The organism is Acinetobacter sp. XH1741 (genome assembly GCF_041021895.1).
Taxonomy (GTDB): domain Bacteria; phylum Pseudomonadota; class Gammaproteobacteria; order Pseudomonadales; family Moraxellaceae; genus Acinetobacter.
Map to the genome: position 1 here is coordinate 1,042,875 of NZ_CP157428.1, position 22,475 is coordinate 1,065,349.

The window sequence follows — 22,475 nt, forward strand, 5'->3', positions numbered from 1 at the left end:
ATGAATACCGCCAGTTAGACTGTGGCACAGGGAAGTGCCATCAGTCTAACAAAAGATTTTTGCTTACTTCTGCAAACTTTCTCTAAATAACTGCATCGCGTGTCCACGATGACTAATCTTATTTTTGTCTTCTTTAGAAAGTTCAGCACTAGACACTTGTAGCTCAGGCAACCAGAACAGTGGGTCATAGCCAAAACCATTTTCACCGCGCGCAGCTTCTAAAATTTCGCCGTGCCAGATACCTTGGAAAATTTGTGGTAATGGATCTTCAGCATGAGTCACTAAAGCAAGTACGCATACAAACATACCTTCAATCACTTCACCATTTTTACGGTAAGGTAAAAGATCATTTAATAATTTTGCATTATTCGCTGCATCATCACCATGTTCTCCAGCATAACGTGCCGAATAAATACCAGGTGCGCCGCCTAATACAGGGACACAAATGCCTGAGTCGTCAGCCATCGCAGGTTTACCTGAAATTTTAGAGGCATGACGCGCTTTAATAATGGCATTTTCAATAAAGCTTAAGCCGTCTTCAATAGCATCTGGAATATTAAGGCGACCTTGAGGAATAATTTCTACAGGTAACTTGAGCTGTTCAAAAAGTTTTTCAAACTCTGCGACTTTACCTTTGTTATTGCTGGCAAGAACTAAACTGCCCTGATCAAACCAATGTGGGGTAGACATAATAAAACCAAACTTTATAACCAATATTGAACGTGAGTTATGTTACGTGTTTTTTGGAAGGGGATATAGAGGGAAATAAATAGAATATAAAAAGGGATATCTAAACTAAAGCCACCTTGTAGAGCATACAAGGTGGCTTTAGTCGAGTAAGCATGTTTACGGATGAACCGTTATTATTGTGCTTGAATCCATTTGTCTGCACGGTCACGTGCTGTACGAATTTGTTCTTGAGTTAAGTTTGCTGCAAGCGCAGTTTTCTTACCTTCAGATAGGCTGATTACTTTATTGTCGAGCATGCCATCACGAGTTGAAAGCTCATACCACTGGTAAGCACCAACGTAGTTTTTCTTTTGCTCTTCCATCATCGCGAGATTATAGCTTGCACGGTTATCACCATTGCTTGCCGCTTTTTCGAAATATTTACGAGCCATAGACTCATCTTTCTTAACGCCAATACCATCAGCGTACATACGGCCCACATTTAACTGGGCTGGTGATAGACCTTGGTCAGCAGCAGCTTTAAACCAAGTAAATGCTTGTTTATCATCTTTTGCTACATCTTTACCGTGTTGGTAACGTGTACCAAGATAAAACTGTGCGCCAGCTTGGCCAGCTTGAGCCGCTTTTTGAAGGTCATGAACCCCCATTGTAGAAAAGCGCGCAGCCTGGCTCGCAACCGATTGTGGCTGGGCGATATAATCTGCATGAGCCTGCATACTTAGCAGTCCTGCAATTAGTGTGCTAAATAATGTCTTTTTCATAGTGCACTCACTCGATAAATAGCGACTTCACCAAACAAATTCGGAACATGTTTGCTTAACAGGCTTCCCTGCTGGTTTCCATTGACGGCGAGTCGATTAATAATTTGTATTTGATTTTCCGCACACAGTGCTTCGAAATCTTTAAACGTACATAAATGAATGTTGGGGGTGTTATACCACATATATGGTAGAGCATCCGATACAGGCATCATTCCTTTTAATGCTAGAAAAGAGCGAGTCTTCCAGTGTGCAAAGTTCGGAAAAGTAATAATAGCCTGTTTACCTACACGCACCATGTCTCTTAATAAAACATCGGGTGCATCTACGGCTTGCAACGCCTGTGCCATGACCACATAGTCAAAAGACTGGTCAGCAAAACGACTCAAACCGAGATTCAAATCTTGTTGAATAATATTTAACCCGCGACTGACGGCAATTGCAATCTTTTCTTGATCAATTTCTAAACCATAAGCACGAATTTGATGCTTTTGGCTCATATGAGCGAGTAATTCGCCGTCACCACACCCTAAATCGAGTACGCTTGAGCCAGGTTTAATCCACTTTTCTGCCAGTTGTTGATCAATACGCATTAGCTTGCCTCCAGTGATGTCGATTTTAAATGTTCTTCACCGCCTAAGAAAGCGCGCAGTGTTTTGACATACAGTGGAATCGGGAATAAAAATGAATCATGACCTTGTTCAGCATCAATATCGAGATAACTGACAGGCTTATGGTTGGTTATGAGTGCATCTACAATTTCTTGTGAACGACTTGGGGCAAAACGCCAGTCAGTTGTGAAAGAGACAATCAAGAACTGGCATTTAGTTTTACCCATTGCTTCAGTTAACGAATGGCCGTATTCACGTGATGGGTCAAAATAATCCAAAGCTTTGGTCATAATGAGATAAGTGTTGGCATCAAAGTTACGGCTGAACTGTTCACCTTGATAACGAAGATAGCTTTCGACCTGAAACTCGACATCAAAACCATACATAAATTTGCCGGATTTTAAATCACGACCAAATTTTTGCTTCATGGCTTCTTCAGAAAGATAAGTGATATGGCCGACCATTCTAGCCAAAATTAGACCACGCTTCGGATAACTATCATTTTCTAAATAACGGCCATGATGGAAATCTGGGTCAGACAAGATTGACTGACGTGCCACCTCATTAAAAGCAATATTCTGTGCTGAAAGTTTTGGTGCGCTGGCAATAACAACACATTTTTGTAAGCGGTCAGGATAGTCTACCGACCATTGTAGTGCTTGCATGCCCCCTAATGATCCGCCAACCACCGCATACCAGACATCTATACCTAAACGGTCAGAAAGCATGGCTTGAGTTTTTACCCAGTCGCGTACTGTCACTAATGGGAAATCTGGTCCATACGGGCGATTGTCATTTTCAGGATTTGGTGATGTTGGCCCAGTTGAACCGCTACATCCACCAATATTATTGAGCGAAACTACAAAAAACTTATTCGTGTCGATTGCCTTACCCGGGCCAATACAGCTATCCCACCATCCAGCTTTTTTATCATCTTCGTGGTGATAACCTGCCGCATGATGATGTCCAGAAAGGGCATGACAGATTAAAATAGCATTTGATTTATCTGCATTTAAAGCACCGTAAGTTTCGACCATTAGTTCAAAACGTGGTAAAACACGATCACATTCAAGGTGTAATGGTTCGTCAAATTGGAACTTTTGCGGAGTGACTAACCCCACTGAATCAGCTGGAAAAGACACGGGAACATTTCGCCTTTTAAATCTTTCAGGAATAAAAAGAAAGGATACCAAGCTAGGTATCCTTTCCAAAGTCTTTTTTTAAATTAAACAGCAGCGGCAACAACCTGATCTGTACTTAAAACACCTTGATCAATCAAACGGTTGGTACATGCAATAATTGCTTCAATCGATGAGGTGACAGTGTTGTCATGAACACCTGCACCAAATGAACCTCTACCTGTACCTTTCACTTGAAGTTCAATTAAGGTCAAGGCTTTGGCATTTGCACCTGAACTAATACTGCGTTCTTCATAGTTCAATACATCAATTGGTAATTGAAGTGCATTTAAGAATGCAGAGATTGGTCCGTTACCTTCACCACGTAATTGTTGTGTTTCACCTTCGACATCAACATCAAGCTCGATGATTTGAGTACCATTAATGTCAGATAACTTATAGTGTTTGACTGTGTAATGGTGATTTTTTACATCAACATACGTGTCTTTAAATAAGGTCCAGATTTCTTTGGCATTAATTTCAGTACCGTTCTCATCAGCATATTGCTGAACAACTTGACTGAATTCGATTTGTAAACGACGCGGCAACACCACGTTGTAGTTCGATTCCAATAAGTACGCAATACCGCCTTTACCAGACTGGCTGTTTACACGAATTACAGCATCGTAGTCGCGGCCCAAATCTTTCGGGTCAATTGGTAAGTAAGGCATATCCCAGATTTCTTCGTTTTTCTGGTACTCGAAGCCTTTTTTGATTGCATCCTGATGTGAACCAGAGAATGCAGTAAATACCAAGTCACCTGCATATGGGTGGCGAGGGTGTACAGGTAATCCCGTACATTCTTCAACTGTTGCAATCACTTCATTAATGTTAGAAAAATCTAACTCTGGCGCTACACCCTGGGTGTACATGTTCAATGCAATGGCTGCAACGTCAACGTTACCAGTACGTTCGCCGTTACCGAACACACAGCCTTCGACACGGTCAGCACCCGCCATAATTGCAAGTTCTGATGCTGCAATACCACAGCCGCGGTCATTGTGGCAGTGAACAGAAATAATCACACCATCACGACGTGCCAAATTACGATGCATCCATTCGATTTGGTCTGCATAAACATTTGGCGTAGATACTTCAACAGTCGCAGGTAAGTTTAAAATTACTTTATGGTCTGGACGGGCATCCCAAATTTCTGTGACGGCATCACAGACATCTTTAGCAACTTCTAATTCGGTTGCAGAGAAACATTCTGGGCTGTATTGGAAAATCCAGTCTGTTTGAGGATATTGCGCAGCATATTCTTTCACTTTCTGAGCTGCATTAATTGCTAATTGTTTTGCACCATTTACATCTACATTCAACACTTTCTGACGGAACGTTGGAGAGTTAGAGTTATAAATATGCACAATTGCACGCTTAGCACCGACTAAAGATTCAAACGTACGCTCAATTAAATGGTCACGTGCCTGAACCAAAACTTCAATGTATACATCATCAGGAATATGATTTTCTTCGATCAACATACGAGTAAAATCGAAGTCGATTTGAGATGCAGAAGGGAAGCCGATTTCAATATGTTTAAAACCGATTTTTACAAGCATTTTGAACATTTTGAATTTTTGTTCCATGTTCATCGGTTCAAAAATTGCTTGGTTACCGTCACGTAAATCCGTACTCATCCAAATTGGCGCTTTTGTAATTTCGTTATTTGGCCATTGGCGATCTGGTAAATCGACTCGCTGGTACATACGGCGGTATTTTTTGCTAGGGTCAGCCAACATCATGAGAAAACTCCTTATCTCGTAGCACGGTTGCTCTAGGTATGGTGTGAAAGGCAACGTTCTACAGTTATATATGGTATCTAATACAGAAAAATTAAAGGGAATTTGAAATGGTCTGCTTTAAAATATGCAGACAAAAATTTATACGCGCGCGAGGCGCAGCATCAGGAGTTCGAGATGATGTCTTGCTTGAGTAGGCTGGGCAAACAAGTGATTCGTTTTCATCTATAGACCATGTAATAGTAAGTTTGGTGGTTTGCTAATATGCTTATTGTTTAGATATATCACATCTAAACAATGATTACACGTTGTGCAAAAGTCTTATAGTCATTTTAATTTCAGTGTTCAGGAAATAATTTTCTAATTTTGCGTTGTTTTATGTTTTGTGGAAAATAATTTTCATTATTTTGCCTTATTAAGGTAAAAAAACTTAATTACTCTAAATAAGGCAAAAATAAATAGAGTTACAGTTCAGCCCATTTGCGCATTAGGTTATGGTAAAGATTAGTGAGTTTAATCACTTCACTATGATTATCACCTAGCTGCATTCTCAAGTTTTGTACGGTTTGATCTAAGTTAAAAAGCATATGTCGTTCGGCATCATCTCGCACCATACTTTGTACCCAGAAAAAAGAAGCGATACGACAGCCAGCAGTAATTGCAGTCACTTCATGCAAACTGGTAGATGGATATAAAATCATATCTCCTGCAGGAAGTTTCACTTCGTGATAGCCATAAGTGTCTTCTACGACCAGATCACCACCTTCATATTCTTCAGGTTCGCTTAAAAATAAAGTACAGGACAAATCCGTTCTAAGTCTTTCATTCGTGCCACGGATGCGACGAATAGAATTGTCTACATGAAAACCAAAAGATTCCTGATTTTCATAACGATTAAAAAGAGGGGGGATAATATCAAGTGGAATCGCGGCAGATAAAAATAATGGGTGTGTGCCTAGCGCTTCGAGAATTATATTGCCCAGATGTTGGTTAAGTGGATGGTCCTCAGGGAGTTGCTGATTGTGTTTTACAGTTGCAGAGAGTGTACCAGCGGTTACTTTGCCATTGACCCATTCAATTTTGTCCATTTCATGACGAAAATATTGGACCTGTTCTTTACTCAATACATTGGGAATATGGTGGATCACGGTGATACCTGCGAGTAATAAATCGTAAAAAAATTAAAATAGCCTCTAACAATAGAGGCTATTTTATATCAGAACCCATAAAAATATTATGGGATTCTAAATTAACTTAGTATTTAAAGTTAATTGCGAGTACTGCACTACGACCTTCTGCTTCTGTTGCATAGTGAGAAGCATACGCTTTAGTAAAGTAGCGCTTATCAGATAAGTTATTTAGATTAAGCTGTAAATTAACGTTCTTATTTACATCATAACGAGCCATGGCATCATAACGAACGTAAGATGGGACCCATTTAGTATTCGCAACATCACCATATACTTTATCAGAGTAAACCGCACCAGCGCCTAAAGTAAATTGTGGTAGTACTTTATAAGTGGTCCATAATGTAGCTGCTTGCTTCGGAACATTTGGCATTTGATTGCCATTGTAAATAGATTGGTCAGTACATGTAGTACCACGGCAACTCATACCATTCTTTGTTAGCTCACTATCTAAATAGGTATAGCCTGCGGAGATATTCCATTTATCAGTAATTTCACCATTTAAGCCTAACTCGATACCATCAACCTTACTTTCACCTACATTTGCGTAAGTCGTTGGATCGATTTGTACACGCGTATTTTGTTTCTCTGTACGGAAAATAGCTGCTGTTAAATTTAGATGGTTATCTAGGAAATCCCATTTTGTACCGATTTCAAATGTTTGAGCCTTTTCTGGATCAATCAATTGATTATTAGCATTAATTGCTTCGCTATTATCGCCCCAACCCGCATTCAAGCCGACTGGACTAGCAGAGGTTGCATAGCTTGTATAAATAGAGCCATTTTCTGTTGGCTTAAAAGTAATCCCAGCTTGGTAAGTAATGAAATCTGAATCATTTTTCGCTGTATAGGCTGCAGCACTAGAAGTTGCGAAGAAGTTTTGTTTAGCTTCATAATTATCCCAACGCAAACCAAGATCCACTAACCATTTCGGTGTGATCTCAATATTGTCGAGTAAGTAGACTGAGGTACTTTCGACAGTTGCGTCAAAGTCTGGTCGCGCTTGTAGGCGATCAACAAATGGCTTTTGAGTCGGACCATTGAGTGAGGTACACCAATTGGTTGATAAGTCGGAACAGTCACTATAGAAACCGGTAGTAGAAACATTACCTTTTGCATCAATAATGTTATAACCGCCTTTATCAGTTTTTTGTTTGCTATATTCTGCACCCACATTAAATTTGTGCTTTAAGAAGCCTGTATTAAATTTACCTGTAAGTGCTAATTGGTCTGTAAATGACTCACTATCTGTAATAGCTGAGTTTAAACGATGCCAAACCAGACCTTTGCCAACATTACCTTTTGAATCATCTGGATTCGTCCAGACATAATCATTTTTCGACTTGGCATACATGGCTGTATTTGTAATAGTTATATTATCGGTAAGGTCATGTTCTAATTTGATTGTCCCGATGTGATTTTCTTGTTTTTGAAAATCTCGATCTTTCCAACCGTAATATGTACCTTGCTTCACTTCAGCTGGTTTACCTTGAGCTTTTCCAAGAGAGGAATCCCAATAAGGAATACCTGAATCAGGTTTATCATCAGTTTGTAAATAATAGTAGCTTAAAGTTGCACGTGTCGGCGTATCTAAGCCAAATGTGATACTTGGTGCAATACCAACACGCTTATATTCTGCGCCGTTACTTTGTCCAGCTTTGTCATTCTGATGTCCCAGAACAGCTACACGTGCTGCAATACCATTTCCAAAATCTTTATTGCCATCTAAGGTAATACGTTGGTAGTTATCTGTACCAGCAGCTACCGAACCTTCTAAAAAGTCACCTTTTTTAGCAACTTTAGAAATCATATTGATACTGCCACCGGCTGACCCAGCACCACCCATTGCTGATGCAGAACCTTTAGTCACTTCTACTTGATCGACAGCAAACATCTCACGGTTTTGCGAGGTTGAGTTGCGAATACCATCAATGTACATGGAGCTTTCTGAACTATAACCACGAATGAAAGGGCGGTCGCCATTTGGGTTGCCACCTTCACCTGCCCCTAAAGTAATACCAGGAACTGTACGTAATGCATCTGATAAAGTCGTTACTTTTGTATCTTCAATCAGTTGTTTTGAAATAATTGAAACTGATTTTGGTGTATCTAAAAGAGGAGCTACAAATTTAGAATTTGCTGATTGATCTACCTTTAAAGATTCTTCTTGTGTTGCTTGAGTATGAATCGTTGGTAGTTGTGAAACAGCTTCTTGTGCCATTGCAGTTGTTGCAATCATAGATAGGGATGATGCGATTGCAGATGAAACAATTTTTTTACGTGTTCTAATCAATGACATGACTTTCAGGACTTAAATACAAAACGTTATGCGAATAATAATAATTCTTATTTATATGTACAGTTTGTGTTAATTGGATTTGCCGATAGGATTGTGAAGAAAATGTGAAAGATCTAATGGGGTTTTGTGTCTAAAGTTCTCTAATTGATTGATTATTCTTAACTGTTTGTAAAAACGATAATAATTACAAAGTCAATTGTAATTTTAGATTTATGAAGAATAACTAAAAAATCATGCAGAAGGGCTGTTCAGTTAAAAAAAATTAAAAAATCATAAAATTATTGTGAATTTTACCAAAAAGATGACCTTCAATTTTGTGATCTGATCGGTTAATTTTGTATATCTTGAAAGTTGTCATATAATACAGCACTTTTTTAAAAACTGTTCCTACTAACTAATTTTTATCGAGGAAGCCATGCAAGTAACGACTGAAGCGGTTTCGGGCGTTGCCCGTCGTTTAAATGTTTCTGTACCGACGAGCCGTATTAACGAGCAATTTGAAGCTCGTTTGAAGCGCACTGCCAAAACTGTGAAGATCAACGGCTTCCGTCCGGGTAAAGTACCTGCAAACGTTGTTCGTCGCGAATACGGTGCAAGTATTTATCAAGAAGTTGTGAATGACATCATTCGTGACAGCGTGTTTGAAGCAATTCAACAAGAAAAAATCAATGCGGTAGGTATGCCGAACATTGAGAAAGTTGAACATAAAGAAGATGCTTTAGTTTTTGAAGCAACTGTAGAAGTTTATCCTGAAGTTGAAGTAAAAGCATTTGACGGTTTAGAAGTTGAACGTAAAACAGCTGAAATTAAAGACGCTGACGTTGACACTATGATCGAAAACTTGCAAAAACAACGTCAAACTTGGGCTGTGACCAAGGGTATGGCGAAAAAAGACATGCAAGTGACTTTTGACTTTGAAGGTTCTATCGACGGTGAGAAGTTCGAAGGCGGTTCTGCTGAAGACTTTAAACTTGTGTTAGGTTCAGGTCGTATGATTCCTGGCTTCGAAGACGGCATCGTTGGCATGAAAGCTGGTGAAGAGAAAGTAATTGATGTGACTTTCCCTGAAGATTACCAAGCTGAAAACTTAGCTGGTAAATCAGCTCAATTCAAAATCACTGTGAAGCAAGTTGAAAAACCTAAACTTCCAGAGATTGATGCTGAATTCTTAAAAATCTTCGGTGTTACTGAAGAAGAAGGCGTTGAAAAATTAAAAGCTGACGTTCGTAAAAACATGGAACGTGAAGTTCGCAATGGTTTACGTAACCAAGTTAAACAAGCTGCATTTGATGCTCTTGTTGCTGCTAACGAAGTTGAAGTTCCAACTGCAATGGTTGCTCAAGAAATTGACCGTCAACGTCAACAAATGGTTCAACAGTTCACTCAACAATTTGGTGGTGCTGGTGCTCAATCTTTCGACAAGAGCATGCTTCCTGATGAATTGTTTAAAGAGCAAGCAGAGCGTTCAGTTAAGCTTGGTATCTTAGTAAGCAAAGTATTAGCTGATGCTAAACTTGAAGTTGACCAATCACGTGTTGATGCTTACATCGACGACATGGCTTCTTCTTATGAAGATCCAACTGAAGTGATCGAATACTTCAAAAATGACGCTCAACAACGTCAACAAATTGAAGCTGTTGTGTTAGAAGATCAAGTTGTTGATCACATCTTAGCTGCTGCTAAAGTGTCTGACAAAGCAGTATCTTACGAAGATTTATTGAAAGAACAGCAAGCTCGCCGTATGGGCTAATCTTTTGAGAAATCAGAAAAAGGCGCTCTAAGCGCCTTTTTCATTTTTAGGTATGCGGTTAATTTGAGTACACCGTTAAGTACTTAGGTATAAATAATATAATATTTCAGTGCGAACCTTTTGCAATTTGAGAAATTATCCCGCATATTGTTGCCATAGGTTAAGTCACAAAAATTTAGGAATAAATAACGTATGTATGTTCCAACAATTGAAAATGCTTTAGTTCCTGTTGTGGTTGAACAATCTTCTCGCGGCGAACGTTCTTTTGATATTTATTCACGACTTTTACGTGAGCGCGTCATTTTTCTAACTGGTGAAGTTGAAGACAACATGGCAAATTTGATTGTTGCCCAAATGTTGTTCCTAGAAGCTGAGAATCCAGATAAAGATATCCATCTTTATATCAATTCACCTGGTGGTTCTGTAACTGCTGGTATGGCGATCTACGACACGATGCAATTTATTAAACCTGATGTTGTTACATACTGTATGGGTCAGGCTGCATCTATGGGCGCATTCTTGTTAAATTCTGGTGCTAAAGGTAAACGTTATTGCCTTGAAAACGCACGTGTAATGATTCACCAACCTTTAGGTGGATTCCGTGGTCAGGCATCAGATATTGAAATTCACGCACGTGAAATTCTATTTATTAAAGAACGTTTAAACCGTTTGATGGCAGAACACAGTGGTCAAGACTATGACACGATTGCTCGTGATACCGATCGTGATAACTTTATGACTGCACAAGCAGCAAAAGAATATGGCTTGGTCGATCAGGTATTAAGTAAGCGTCCATAAGGGGGAGTATTAAATGGCTTGAGTTGTTAGAAAACGCCTCCATATAGTCATTTAACCCTATCGCTTGCCCTCATATTTAAGATTCTATTTGTGGAGAGAATATGTCCGAACATCCTCAAGGACAAAAACATTGTTCATTTTGCGGTAAAACGCAGTCTGAAGTCGGGAAACTGATTGCGGGCGAGGACGCATATATTTGTAATGAGTGTGTAGATGTCTGCTTAGACCTTGTACAAACCAGCCAACAGGTTGAAGCAGGTGACTGGGCGAGCAAGGCATTGCCAAAACCACATGAAATACGTGCTGCACTTGATCAATATGTGATTGGTCAAGATCTTGCCAAAAAGACATTGTCCGTTGCCGTTTATAACCATTATAAGCGTTTGAAAGTCGGGCAGTCTGGTCATGTGTCTAAAGAAGTGGAAATTGCTAAAAGTAATATCCTGCTGATTGGACCTACCGGTTCAGGTAAAACGTTACTAGCTCAAACATTGGCTCGTTTATTAGATGTTCCATTTGCGATGGCAGATGCGACCACTTTAACTGAAGCGGGTTATGTGGGTGAAGACGTTGAAAATATTGTACAAAAGCTTTTGCAAAAAGCAGATTACGATGTAGAAAAAGCTCAAAAGGGCATTATCTATATCGATGAAATCGACAAAATTACACGTAAATCTGAAAATCCGTCAATTACACGTGACGTTTCTGGTGAAGGTGTACAACAAGCATTGCTTAAGATGATTGAAGGTACAGTTGCTTCAATTCCACCACAAGGTGGACGTAAGCATCCGCAGCAAGAGTTCATTCAAATTGATACCTCAAATATCTTATTTATTTGTGGTGGTGCATTTGCTGGGCTGGAAAAGATTGTACAACAGCGCCAAGAGAAAGGCGGAATTGGCTTTACAGCTGACGTGAAGAAAAAAGATGAAAGCAAGAAAATTGCTGAATTGTTCCGTCAAGTTGAGCCAACTGACTTAGTAAAATTTGGTTTAATTCCAGAATTTATTGGTCGTTTACCAGTTATTGCAACGCTTGAAGAGCTTGATGAAGAAGCATTAATGCAAATTTTGACAGAACCAAAAAATGCATTAACTCGCCAGTATCAATATTTGTTCAATATGGAAAATGTTGACCTTGTATTTGAAGACTCAGCTTTACGTGCAGTTGCTAAGCGAGCGCTTGAGCGTAATACTGGAGCTCGTGGTCTACGTTCGATTTTGGAAAATGTTTTACTTGAAACAATGTATGACTTACCAAGCCGTACAGATGTAGGAACAGTTTTCATTAATGAAGCCGTGATTAACGGTGAAGCTGAACCTGTTTACAAGTCAGAACGTCAGCCTAAAGAAGCAGGAACTCATGAAAGTGTTGCTAAGGCAGATTTAAAAGTAATTGATTCGAAGTCTGCTTAGATTTCATTCATCTAAAAAGCATGAATCGCGCTAGTGATTCATGCTTTTTTTGTTTTCAATTCATGTAGGTGGTGTTAATCTAAAAAAACAAAATACGCATAGTTTTGCGATATAGAAAAATCAAAAGAAAACGCTTTGAGGGATGTCATGCGTTATTTAATTATTGCCTTAAGTTGTACCGCATTACTTGCAGGTTGCCAAAGTTCATCGCATTTAACAAAGAATTCAGGTGAGCTCACTGCGACTTTACCTAAAGTTGATGTAGATAAAGCACCCGGTGTATTTGATCAATATCATGTGGGTGGCTTTAGTATGGGTGGGTGGGTAAACCAGAAACTAGGTCAGACATTTGTACCGATTAAACCGCAAAATGAACATGCGGCAGTGGTGTATCTCTATCGGCCAGATACCAAATGGAATCGTCAGGAAATTGCAGCAATCAATTTATTTGTAAATGGTAAACGAATCCCAAGCTTATTACATAACCATTATTACTGGATTGAACTGCCAGCAGGAAATTACCGTATTTCAGCAAGTCGTCCTTTATTGGGGATTCATTTTCAAGAGCCAAAATATATTGATATTACGGTCGATGCTGGGACATCTTATTATTTGAAATATGATGAAGAAAATAAGATGGATCGTGGTGAACACACTGGCCCATTTATGTTAATGCAAGAAAATATCGGACGTAGAGAGATTGCTTTTACGGAGCTTAAATCTTCTAGCTATAATTTTGTGGCTGAAGATGCCTCAGGAAAAATACGTCATAAACCTCAAGAATTAAAGCCAGCTAAATATGATGAAAAGTCAGATGTACATCTGATTAAACCATTTAAGTTATGGAATCCTTTAACTTGGTAAAAAGCCGCTAAAGATAAAGAAAAGTTAAGACTTTTCTTTATCTTTCATCAATGGCGCAATAATTTTAAGCATCTCTTCTTGCATATGATCACGTGCTTTTGGATCGTTAAAGGTTTGTTGTCCCAACTCCATCATATATTCTGAAATTTGCCCCATAATCTGTACGTTTTTACGCGTAATCGATTGGCCTTCTGGGGTTTTCAAAAACTTCAAATTTGCCTGAACTTCTTCTTCAGTATATGTCTTTAAATAAATATCTTGTAAAGCTTGAGTAGTTTTTGGGCTACTAATGAGCTGATTGCTCGAATCTTTTAGTAGTAAACCTAACTTTTTCGCTGCTTCTTTTTCTTTTGAGCCTAGAGTTTTTATGCCTGTAATATTAGTGATGATCTGTTCAGCTTGTTGATCATAATAAGGCGTTAATTCATTAATTGATTCTTTAAGCAAATAATCAATTTGGCTCATTTGCATGAGTTCTTTCACTGAACTTAATTTGGCAGGAGAAGCAAATAAGCTTGTTGTAATACAGCTTATGCAGAGGCTGATTGAGAGATTTTTAAGAATAGGGCGGATAGTCATGAAATGACCTATATGCAGTTTATGGCGGGTGGGTGTATTTATTAATAACATAGATTGGTGAATCAATTGTTACAATTCTTTTCAATTTCCAAAAAATATTAAAAGGCATAAAAAAAGCACCGAATCCGGTGCTTTTCTTGATTAGCCTGCTGCGGCATCGATTACTGGAATTTTACCAATTTTCGCTTGCCAGATTTTTGGAGCCACGGCGTGAATTGAAGTACCGTTTACATCAACTGCGACAGATACAGGCATATCTTCAACTACAAACTTGTAGATTGCTTCCATACCTAAGTCTGCAAATGCAACAACTTCAGCTTCACGAACAGCTTTAGATACTAGGTAAGCTGCACCGCCAACTGCCATAAGGTAAGTTGCTTTGTTGTCTTTGATTGCTTCAATTGCTGTTGGACCACGGTCAGCTTTACCAATCATACCGAATAGACCAGTATGCTCGAGTACTTTACGTGTGAATTTGTCCATACGTGTTGCAGTGGTAGGACCAGCAGGACCAACAACTTCATCACCCACTGGATCAACAGGGCCAACGTAGTAAATAAATTTACCTTTAAGATCAACTGGTAATTCTTCACCGTTGTCGATCATTTCAACCATACGTTTGTGCGCAGCATCACGACCAGTGTACATTGTACCGCTAAGAAGTAATGTGTCACCCGGTTTCCAAGAATCCATTTCTTCTTGAGTAATGGTATCAAGGTTTACGCGCTTAGATTGTGAAGAGTCCCAAGTTACAGATGGGTAGTCTTCAAGTTTTGGTGCTTGAATATGAGCTACACCTGTACCATCAAGCTGGAAGTGAGCATGACGAGTAGCAGCACAGTTAGGAATCATACCGACTGGTTTACCAGCAGCGTGACATGGGTAATCTTTGATTTTAATATCAAGAACAGTGGTTAAACCGCCAAGACCTTGTGCACCAATACCAAGAGCATTTACTTTTTCAAAGATTTCGATACGAAGTTCTTCAATTTTGTTCTCTGGTCCACGGCGAAGTAATTCGTCCATGTTGATTTCTTCCATGAGTGCTTCTTTAGCAAGCATCATGGCTTTTTCAGCAGTACCACCAATACCGATACCGAGCATACCAGGCGGACACCAGCCTGCACCCATAGTCGGAACAGTTTTAAGTACCCAGTCAACAATCGAGTCAGATGGGTTAAGCATCGCAAGTTTAGATTTATTCTCTGAACCGCCACCTTTAGCAGCAACAGTAATATCTACTTTGTTACCCGGTACGAGTTTGTAGTGAATAACAGCAGGGGTATTATCTTTTGTATTTTTACGACCAAATGCAGGGTCAGCAAGTACAGATGCACGAAGAACGTTGCTGTTTTCAAGGTAACCTTGGCGAACACCTTCGTTTACTGCATCGTCTAAGCTCATTGTTAAATCAAATTTAACATCTAAGCCCACTTCAAGGAAAACGTTAACAATACCAGTGTCTTGGCAAATTGGACGATGACCTTCCGCACACATGCGAGAGTTAATTAGAATCTGTGCAATTGCATCCTTTGCAGCTTTGTTTTCTTCACGATCATAAGCACGGCTCATCGCTTGGATAAAGTCTTGCGGGTGATAGTACGAAATAAACTGTAGGGCGTCCTTGATCGATGTAATCAAGTCATCTTGTTTGATAATCGTTGTCATACCAGAAAATCTCTTGAGCGGGCTGTTAGCTAGCGGGCTAAATTATATGACAAAAAGACAAACTTGTGGGGGATTGGTTGATGTTTTGACCAAAAGTCGAATAAGGGTAATGCTAAGTGATTTAAAACTAAGAATAACCAACAGCTAAGGCAGTTATTTGAGAATAAAAAAAGCCATTTGAGCGGATATCAAATGGCGAGAGGTAGAAAAAATTAAACTATATTTATCGTTTGGCAGCAGCTTGCTGTTCAGCCTGAATCGCTGTTAATGCAATAGTAAAGACAATGTCATCTACTAAAGCACCACGAGATAAGTCATTGACTGGCTTGTTTAGGCCTTGCAGCATTGGGCCAACGCTAACTACATTTGCAGCACGTTGTACTGCTTTATAAGTCGTGTTACCTGTATTTAAGTCAGGGAAAATAAATACATTGGCACGGCCAGCTACAGGAGAGTTCGGTGCCTTCTGGCGTCCTACACTTTCAACCGAAGCTGCATCGTATTGGAGTGGGCCATCAATCAGTAAATCAGGGCGACGTTGCTGTGCAATTTGAGTTGCTTGCTGTACTTTTTCAACATCAGCACCTGTGCCAGATGTGCCGGTTGAGTAGCTGATCATGGCAATACGCGGGTCGATTCCAAACGCTTTTGCTGAGTCAGCAGACTGAATTGCAATTTCAGCAAGCTGGTCGGCTGTAGGGTCTGGGTTAATTGCACAGTCACCGTACACATAGACTTCATCTGGTAAAAGCATAAAGAAGATAGAAGAAACCAGTGAGTAAGAAGGTGCGGTTTTAATCAGCTGAAAAGCTGGACGTACCGTGTTCGCTGTGGTGTGAACTGCACCAGATACCAAGCCATCTACATGATCTAGAGCAAGCATCATGGTACCGAGAACTACGGTGTCTTGTAGTTGATCTTTGGCTTGTAAATCGTTGAGTTTACCTTTGCGCAGTTCAACCATTGGTGCAACATATTGGTTACGAATACTGTCTGGATCAATAATTTCCAAGTCTGCTGGTAGTTCAATACCACGTGCTTTTGCAACGTCTTGTACTGCATCTGGCTTTGCTAGCAAAATACAATGCGCAATACCACGAGCCTGACAAATAGCAGCTGCTTCAATGGTACGTGGCTCATCACCTTCTGGAAGCACGATCCGTTTTTTGGCTGCAATTGATTTTTGCACCAACTCATGACGGAATGCAGAAGGAGAAAGACGTGGTGTCGACCCATTATTACTATGTTGTTTAAGCCATTCGACATCGATATGACTTGAAACAAAACGAGTCACTTGCTCAGCTCGCTCAGTGTCATCGGTTGGAATTTCATTACCAAAATCGGATAAACGCTGTGCGGTTTCCAGTGTATTTAAACGGGTATGTAAAATTGGTAAACCTTGTTTAATGGCACTTTGGCAAAACTCTAAAAGCTCAGGAGCAGGGGCTTCACGTTCAGTCAGTACCAGTCCTGCTAGAGGAATACCATTACTGGTTGCTAGACTGCTTGCAAGTAAAACATCAGTGCGTTCAGATGCACTAATAATCAGTTCGCCAGCAATGAATTTATTCAGTTCATATTCAATACTTGAGGCAATTAAACTTGAATGCAAAATACGACGTGTTTTCGCTTCACCTTGATGTACCCATTGCCCATCAATCACGTTCGCGATGTCTAAGGTTCTCGGTACACTTAAGGTATTACTAAATGGGACTAAACCAATAATGGGTAAATTGTTCGATCCAAAGTAGCGATTATATTTTTGCAGTTCTGTCGTAAATTTTGCGATGTCTTCAGTTGGACGTAGCGATGGGTCAAAAGCGACAGGAATTTGCGCTGTTTCTTCAGATAACCCACGTGTACGCATAAAGAGTACACCCGCAGTCCGGTTTGAGGTTGCACCACCAAACTGACGTAAGTGTGCTTCAACTTTCTCTGCTGTTTTACGTGGGTTTTGAATGTCTGCAGTGCTTACTAACACCACTTCTGCATCGAGAGCTTGAGCAAGGCTTGCATTGAGCTCACTGGCAAAATGATCTTGTCCATTTGGTAATAAGCCTTCGACAATAATGACATTATTGTCTGCTGCAATACTGCGATGAAGACTGACTGCTTCTTCAAGTAGCTCATCAACTTCACCTGACGCAATGCGCTCGGTCAGTTTTTCATGAGAAATGGATTGAACAGTTTTACCTTGAAATAAATGACCAAATAAAGATGTAGTTCGGTCTAAAGTTTCTTGATCTACCTGAGAAAATGGTTTTAAAAAGCCTGCTTTAATTCCATTACAATCAAGTGCATAAATCATACCTAAACAGGCAGAGGTTAAACCAACCCCTTCACCTGTAGGAATTAATAAAATTGTATTCATATAAACCTATAAATAAATGAATAACGTTCTTTGACTTCTGTAATTAAGCAAGGCTAACTTCAGGAGATGTATTTTGTGAAACGTCTACAACCTGACGAGTTTCCTTAGCAATACGCCCTTCTTCGTCTGTTGGAATAACCCAGATTTGTGGACCTGTACCGCTATCGATACGACCTTCTGTACCACGTTTTAAGTTGTTGTTCTGGTCTTTATCGAGCTGTAAACCAAAATGAGGTAAATAAGCTAAAGTCTTTTCACGAATATAAGCTGAGTTCTCACCAATACCACCTGTGAAGATCAGGCCATCAATGCTCGGTAAACCACAGCTTAATGCTGCAAGTGATTTTGCAAGGCGGTAGCTAAATACTTCAATTGCAAGACACGCATCTTCGTTGCCATTTTCAGAGGCTTCAATCACTGTACGCATATCATTAGAAAGTTGTGATAAGCCAAGTAAGCCACTTTCGTTATTCAAAACTTTATCGATTTTAGCTAAATCCCAGCCGAGATTTTTTGCAAGGAAACTATGTAAGCTTGGGTCAACGTCACCACTACGGGTTCCCATCACAACGCCTTCAAGCGGAGTAAGACCCATAGAGGTATCAACACTTTGTCCATTCCATACTGCACAAGTCGAGCTACCATTGCCCAAGTGTGCTGTTAACCAGCCACCTTTTTGGAAATTCCCAGCCAGTTCACTGCCTCGGTCCGACACATACGCATGGCTTGTCCCATGGAAGCCGTAGCGGCGAACGTTATGTTCTGTATATAAGAATTTAGGAATTGCATAACGATATGCATGCGCAGGCATGGTTTGGTGGAAGGCAGTATCAAATACAGCAACTTGTGGTAATTTAGGAAATAGGCGCATTGTTGCTTCAATCCCGATTAAGTGGGCTGGGTTGTGAAGCGGTGCAAGAGGAGTGGCTGCACGAATACGGTCTATAATTTCAGGAGTAAGTAATTCAGCTTTAGTGAGGCTTCCACCATGTACAACACGGTGACCGATTGCTTGAGGTTTATAGTTTGCAAGACGGGCAAGTAAAGTTTCTAAAGCTTTGGCGTGGTCAGCATAGGGAATTGAAAGCTCGAGTGGTTCTCCACCGACTGTAATCCCTTTAATACGAGCATCAGCTGCCCCTAAGTTTTCTGCTAAACCATAAATACGATCTTCACGACGATCTGAAACCAGCGCGTATTTGATAGATGAGGAACCGCAATTAATAACTAATACTGATGTAGCCACGTTGAAATACCCAAGTCCTGATATAAAAATAGTTTTCCTAACTTCCTGATCAAAATACATTAATTCCAATATGCACAAAGAGCAGGTTGTGATGTTTTAACATGTGTTGTTTTTCTGTCCAAGATAGACTTTAGCCCATTAGACTTAAGCACTATCGACCACTTAACTATTTATGAATAATATTCATTCAGTATAAAGCTTAACCACTGTATTCATTGTTTTTTTGTAGAGGAATTAACCGGTTTTTTGTATACATTTATAAAGAATGGATTTTCATTTAATGTAATTTTCAAATATTTGGTATAAATTTTTTAGAAAAAATAGGTGCTGTTATTTTAAGCAAACTTGAGAAATATATTACAAATAATATACGTAATTGAAATTAAGTTTTAATCGTTTATATATAGGTTAAAACGAATAAATCATAAACATTTTTAATATAAAACCCACTATAAAAAAGTTGTTATTGATACATTTCTAAAAATATTTTATTGCTTTGATATTATGGGAATTTTCTCATATTTATTCATGTTTAATATACCTGTAAATATAGTCAAAAATAAAATCAGTCTTTTGTCTAAAACTTAAACATTATTTGTCTTTAATGCTAAGGCCTAAAGGATTACTACAGCATTATAAGGGCTTGCATGTCGCTTTTTGCCTTAATAATATTGTTGATCTCTCTGCCAAATGATCGTGAAATATATCATTTGGTCTATTTCTATTTTTCCGGCTTATCCGGTTGTACAGGAGCGTCCTGCATGGACTTGCCGAATCCAGTATTGGCAAAGGTTACTGAACGTGTAATCGCACGTAGCCAAAAAACTCGTTCTGCATATTTACAACGTATTGAACATGCGCAAGGCAAATTTCCAGCTCGCGGCGCATTATCATGTGCCAATCTGGCTCATGGTTTTGCTGGCATGGAAGATAATGAAAAATTAATTATTAAAGTTGGCCGTGAACCTAATATTGGTATTGTGTCTTCATATAATGAAATGCTTTCAGCACATGCCCCTTATAAAACCTTCCCAGATATTATAAAAACAGCTGCTCGTGAAAATGGTGGTGTTGCACAGTTTGCAGGTGGGGTACCGGCAATGTGTGACGGTATTACTCAAGGTAATGCTGGCATGGAATTGTCATTATTTTCACGTGAAACGATTGCAATGAGTACAGCTATTGCACTTTCTCATAATATGTTTGACGCGGCATTATGTCTTGGGGTGTGCGATAAGATTGTACCGGGCTTACTGATTGGCGCCTTACAGTTCGGTTATTTACCGACTATTTTTGTGCCTGCCGGTCCAATGAGTAGTGGTTTATCAAATGATGATAAAGCCAAAATTCGTCAACAGTTTGCTACTGGTCAAGTAGGCCGTGATGCCTTACTTGAAGCTGAATCAGCGGCTTATCATGGTCAAGGTACATGTACATTTTACGGAACAGCCAACAGTAACCAGATGCTGATGGAAGTGATGGGCTTACATTTACCAAGCGCTGCTTTTGTTCATCCTCACACACCATTACGTGATGCCTTAACTGCAGAAGCAGCTATTCGTGTACTTGATTTAACGGTTGAGCGTGGTAATTACACACCAATTGGCCATGTGGTTGATGAAAAAGCCATTATCAATGGCATTGTGGCATTACTGGCTACAGGTGGTTCAACTAACCATACTCTACATCTTATTGCGATTGCACGTGCCGCTGGCATCTTGATTGACTGGGATGACTTTGATGAGTTGTCTGCTGTTGTGCCATTGCTCGCAAAAATCTATCCAAACGGTAAGGCTGATGTAAACCATTTCCAAGCTGCGGGTGGGGTAGCATTCCTTATTCGTAACTTACTTGAAGCAGGTCTACTACATAACGATGTAACGACTGTTGCTGGTAAAGGTTTACAGCACTACACCAAAGAGCCGAAGTTAATTGACGGTAAGCTCACTTGGGTGGATGGTGTGGTTCAAAGTCTTGATGACAAAGTACTCCGTAGCATTGATGCGCCGTTTCAACCAGATGGTGGCTTGCGTTTAATGCAAGGTCGCCTTGGCCGTGGGGTTATCAAGATTTCTGCTGTTGCACCAGAGCATCGTAAAGTTAAAGCGCCAGCAATTGTGTTTGACTCTCAAGAAGCAGTACAAGCAGCGTTTGATCGTGGCGAGTTACACCGTGACTTTATTGCGGTGGTTCGTTTCCAAGGTGCTCGCGCGAATGGTATGCCTGAGTTGCACCGTTTGACTCCTGTGTTGGGTGTTTTACAAGACCAAGGTTTCCATGTGGCATTAGTGACTGATGGCCGTATGTCGGGTGCTTCAGGCAAAGTGCCGGCAGTTATTCATTTATCTCCAGAAGCGTTATTGAATGGTCCAATTGCTAAAGTTCAAACCAGAGATATGTTGGTGATTGATGCTGAGGCTGGTGTACTTGATATCGAGTTAGATGAGCAAACTTGGCAGTCACGCCCTGTTGCACAGCCAGAACATCAGGCAGAAAACGAAGTTGGCTTTGGCCGAGAATTATTTGGTGTATTCCGTGCAGCAGCAGCACCTGCTGAGCACGGTGCATCTGTGTTTGGTGCACTTGTTGGCGAAGAGCCACAAACGCATATTTGAGACAAAGGAATTACATAGTAATGAGCAAGATTGAAGATGTTGTCAAATTAGGCCCAGTAATTCCTGTGTTGGCTTTTGACTCTGCTGAACAAGGTGAACATGTCTCACGTGCATTGCATGCGGGTGGTGTAAAAGTACTTGAAATTACTTTGCGTACTGCCGCAGGTCTTGCTGCGATTGAGCGTGCAAGCCAGTTGGCAGATGACATTGTGGTAGGTGTGGGAACAATTACCAAACCAGAACATTGTGCCCAAGCCAAAAAAGCAGGTGCTAAATTCGGGGTATCTCCTGGTTTAACGAAAGATTTGCATTTGGCTGCACAAGATGCTGGTTTGCCACTTTTACCGGGGGTCATGACACCGAGTGATTTGATTCAAGCAATTGAACTTGGCTATGACATTGTGAAGTTTTTCCCTGCTCAGCAAGCGGGTGGTGTCGAGATGCTAAAAGCATTTTATGGCCCATTTCCAAACTTACGTTTTTGCCCAACAGGTGGAATTACAGCACAGTCAGCACCAGATTTCTTAAAGCAACCTAACGTGGTTTGTGTAGGTGGTTCATGGTTAACTCCCAAAGCTGTTGTCGCTACACAAGATTGGGCTGAGATTACTCGCTTGGCACAATTGGCTAGTCAGTTGAGAGCGGTTTAATGTAGTAAATATTTATAAAAAATGAAGTGCGTTTGACGTGCTTTAGAGCTTGTG

At 40.0% G+C, this 22,475-nt stretch carries 17 protein-coding genes; 6 read left to right on the forward strand and 11 right to left on the reverse strand.

The genetic code is table 11. The annotated features are described in order from the left end of the window. Positions 1-63 precede the first annotated feature (63 nt). From rdgB to ABLB96_RS05095, 7 genes are all read right to left on the reverse strand, one after another. Entirely contained in the window at positions 64-690 is a 627-nt protein-coding gene (rdgB, locus tag ABLB96_RS05065; protein ID WP_348895631.1) for an RdgB/HAM1 family non-canonical purine NTP pyrophosphatase, read from the reverse strand. Between the two features lie 173 nt (positions 691-863). Further along, on the reverse strand, positions 864-1,451 hold the full coding sequence (locus ABLB96_RS05070; protein ID WP_348895630.1) for a tetratricopeptide repeat protein: 588 nt from the start codon (positions 1,449-1,451) through the stop codon (positions 864-866). After that, complete coding sequence (gene metW / locus ABLB96_RS05075; protein ID WP_001217230.1) at positions 1,448-2,041, reverse strand: methionine biosynthesis protein MetW; 594 nt, start codon at positions 2,039-2,041, stop codon at positions 1,448-1,450. Before metW ends, ABLB96_RS05070 begins: the two co-directional genes overlap by 4 nt. Further along, a complete protein-coding gene (locus ABLB96_RS05080) occupies positions 2,041-3,201 on the reverse strand; it encodes a homoserine O-acetyltransferase (RefSeq protein ID WP_348895629.1) in 1,161 nt (386 codons plus the stop codon). Before ABLB96_RS05080 ends, metW begins: the two co-directional genes overlap by 1 nt. Before the next feature lie 83 nt (positions 3,202-3,284). Next, positions 3,285-4,982 carry a 2-isopropylmalate synthase gene (gene leuA, locus ABLB96_RS05085; protein ID WP_348895628.1) on the reverse strand — a complete coding sequence of 566 codons (1,698 nt, stop codon included), beginning with the start codon at positions 4,980-4,982 and terminating at the stop codon, positions 3,285-3,287. 461 nt (positions 4,983-5,443) lie between these two features. Then, positions 5,444-6,127 (reverse strand): Fe2+-dependent dioxygenase, encoded by a 684-nt coding sequence (locus tag ABLB96_RS05090; RefSeq protein WP_348895627.1) that lies wholly within the window; start codon positions 6,125-6,127, stop codon positions 5,444-5,446. A gap of 106 nt (positions 6,128-6,233) precedes the next feature. Continuing rightward, complete coding sequence (locus ABLB96_RS05095) at positions 6,234-8,465, reverse strand: TonB-dependent siderophore receptor (protein WP_348895625.1); 2,232 nt, start codon at positions 8,463-8,465, stop codon at positions 6,234-6,236. 415 nt (positions 8,466-8,880) lie between these two features. Between ABLB96_RS05095 and tig the strand changes: the two genes are divergently transcribed. The 4 genes from tig to ABLB96_RS05115 all read left to right on the forward strand — a co-directional run bounded on the left by tig (position 8,881) and on the right by ABLB96_RS05115 (position 13,292). Beyond that, positions 8,881-10,215, forward strand: a complete 1,335-nt coding sequence (gene tig / locus ABLB96_RS05100) for a trigger factor (protein ID WP_348895624.1) — start codon at positions 8,881-8,883, stop codon at positions 10,213-10,215. A 192-nt stretch (positions 10,216-10,407) separates the two neighbouring features. Further along, positions 10,408-11,013 (forward strand): ATP-dependent Clp endopeptidase proteolytic subunit ClpP, encoded by a 606-nt coding sequence (gene clpP / locus ABLB96_RS05105; protein ID WP_309454741.1) that lies wholly within the window; start codon positions 10,408-10,410, stop codon positions 11,011-11,013. 101 nt (positions 11,014-11,114) lie between these two features. Then, a complete protein-coding gene (clpX, locus tag ABLB96_RS05110; RefSeq protein WP_348895623.1) occupies positions 11,115-12,428 on the forward strand; it encodes an ATP-dependent Clp protease ATP-binding subunit ClpX in 1,314 nt (437 codons plus the stop codon). Between the two features lie 147 nt (positions 12,429-12,575). Continuing rightward, positions 12,576-13,292: a DUF2846 domain-containing protein gene (locus tag ABLB96_RS05115; RefSeq protein ID WP_348895622.1), complete on the forward strand. Its 717-nt coding sequence runs from the start codon at positions 12,576-12,578 to the stop codon at positions 13,290-13,292. A 24-nt stretch (positions 13,293-13,316) separates the two neighbouring features. Here the strand turns inward: ABLB96_RS05115 and ABLB96_RS05120 are convergent, their stop codons facing one another. The 4 genes from ABLB96_RS05120 to ABLB96_RS05135 form a co-directional block, all read right to left on the reverse strand. After that, positions 13,317-13,871 carry a DUF2059 domain-containing protein gene (locus ABLB96_RS05120; RefSeq protein WP_348895621.1) on the reverse strand — a complete coding sequence of 185 codons (555 nt, stop codon included), beginning with the start codon at positions 13,869-13,871 and terminating at the stop codon, positions 13,317-13,319. 141 nt (positions 13,872-14,012) lie between these two features. After that, positions 14,013-15,539: a fumarate hydratase gene (locus ABLB96_RS05125; RefSeq protein ID WP_004883333.1), complete on the reverse strand. Its 1,527-nt coding sequence runs from the start codon at positions 15,537-15,539 to the stop codon at positions 14,013-14,015. Positions 15,540-15,762: 223 nt separating this feature from the next. Further along, positions 15,763-17,910 (reverse strand): phosphate acetyltransferase, encoded by a 2,148-nt coding sequence (pta, locus tag ABLB96_RS05130; protein WP_348895620.1) that lies wholly within the window; start codon positions 17,908-17,910, stop codon positions 15,763-15,765. A 43-nt stretch (positions 17,911-17,953) separates the two neighbouring features. Continuing rightward, on the reverse strand, positions 17,954-19,156 hold the full coding sequence (locus ABLB96_RS05135; RefSeq protein ID WP_348895619.1) for an acetate kinase: 1,203 nt from the start codon (positions 19,154-19,156) through the stop codon (positions 17,954-17,956). Positions 19,157-19,917: 761 nt separating this feature from the next. On the opposite strand from ABLB96_RS05135, the gene edd reads away from it, so the two are divergent. Together edd and eda are read left to right on the forward strand one after the other, a co-directional pair. Next, entirely contained in the window at positions 19,918-21,771 is a 1,854-nt protein-coding gene (gene edd, locus ABLB96_RS05140) for a phosphogluconate dehydratase (protein ID WP_348895618.1), read from the forward strand. A gap of 20 nt (positions 21,772-21,791) precedes the next feature. Continuing rightward, a complete protein-coding gene (gene eda, locus ABLB96_RS05145; RefSeq protein WP_348895617.1) occupies positions 21,792-22,421 on the forward strand; it encodes a bifunctional 4-hydroxy-2-oxoglutarate aldolase/2-dehydro-3-deoxy-phosphogluconate aldolase in 630 nt (209 codons plus the stop codon). Positions 22,422-22,475: the final 54 nt, after the last annotated feature.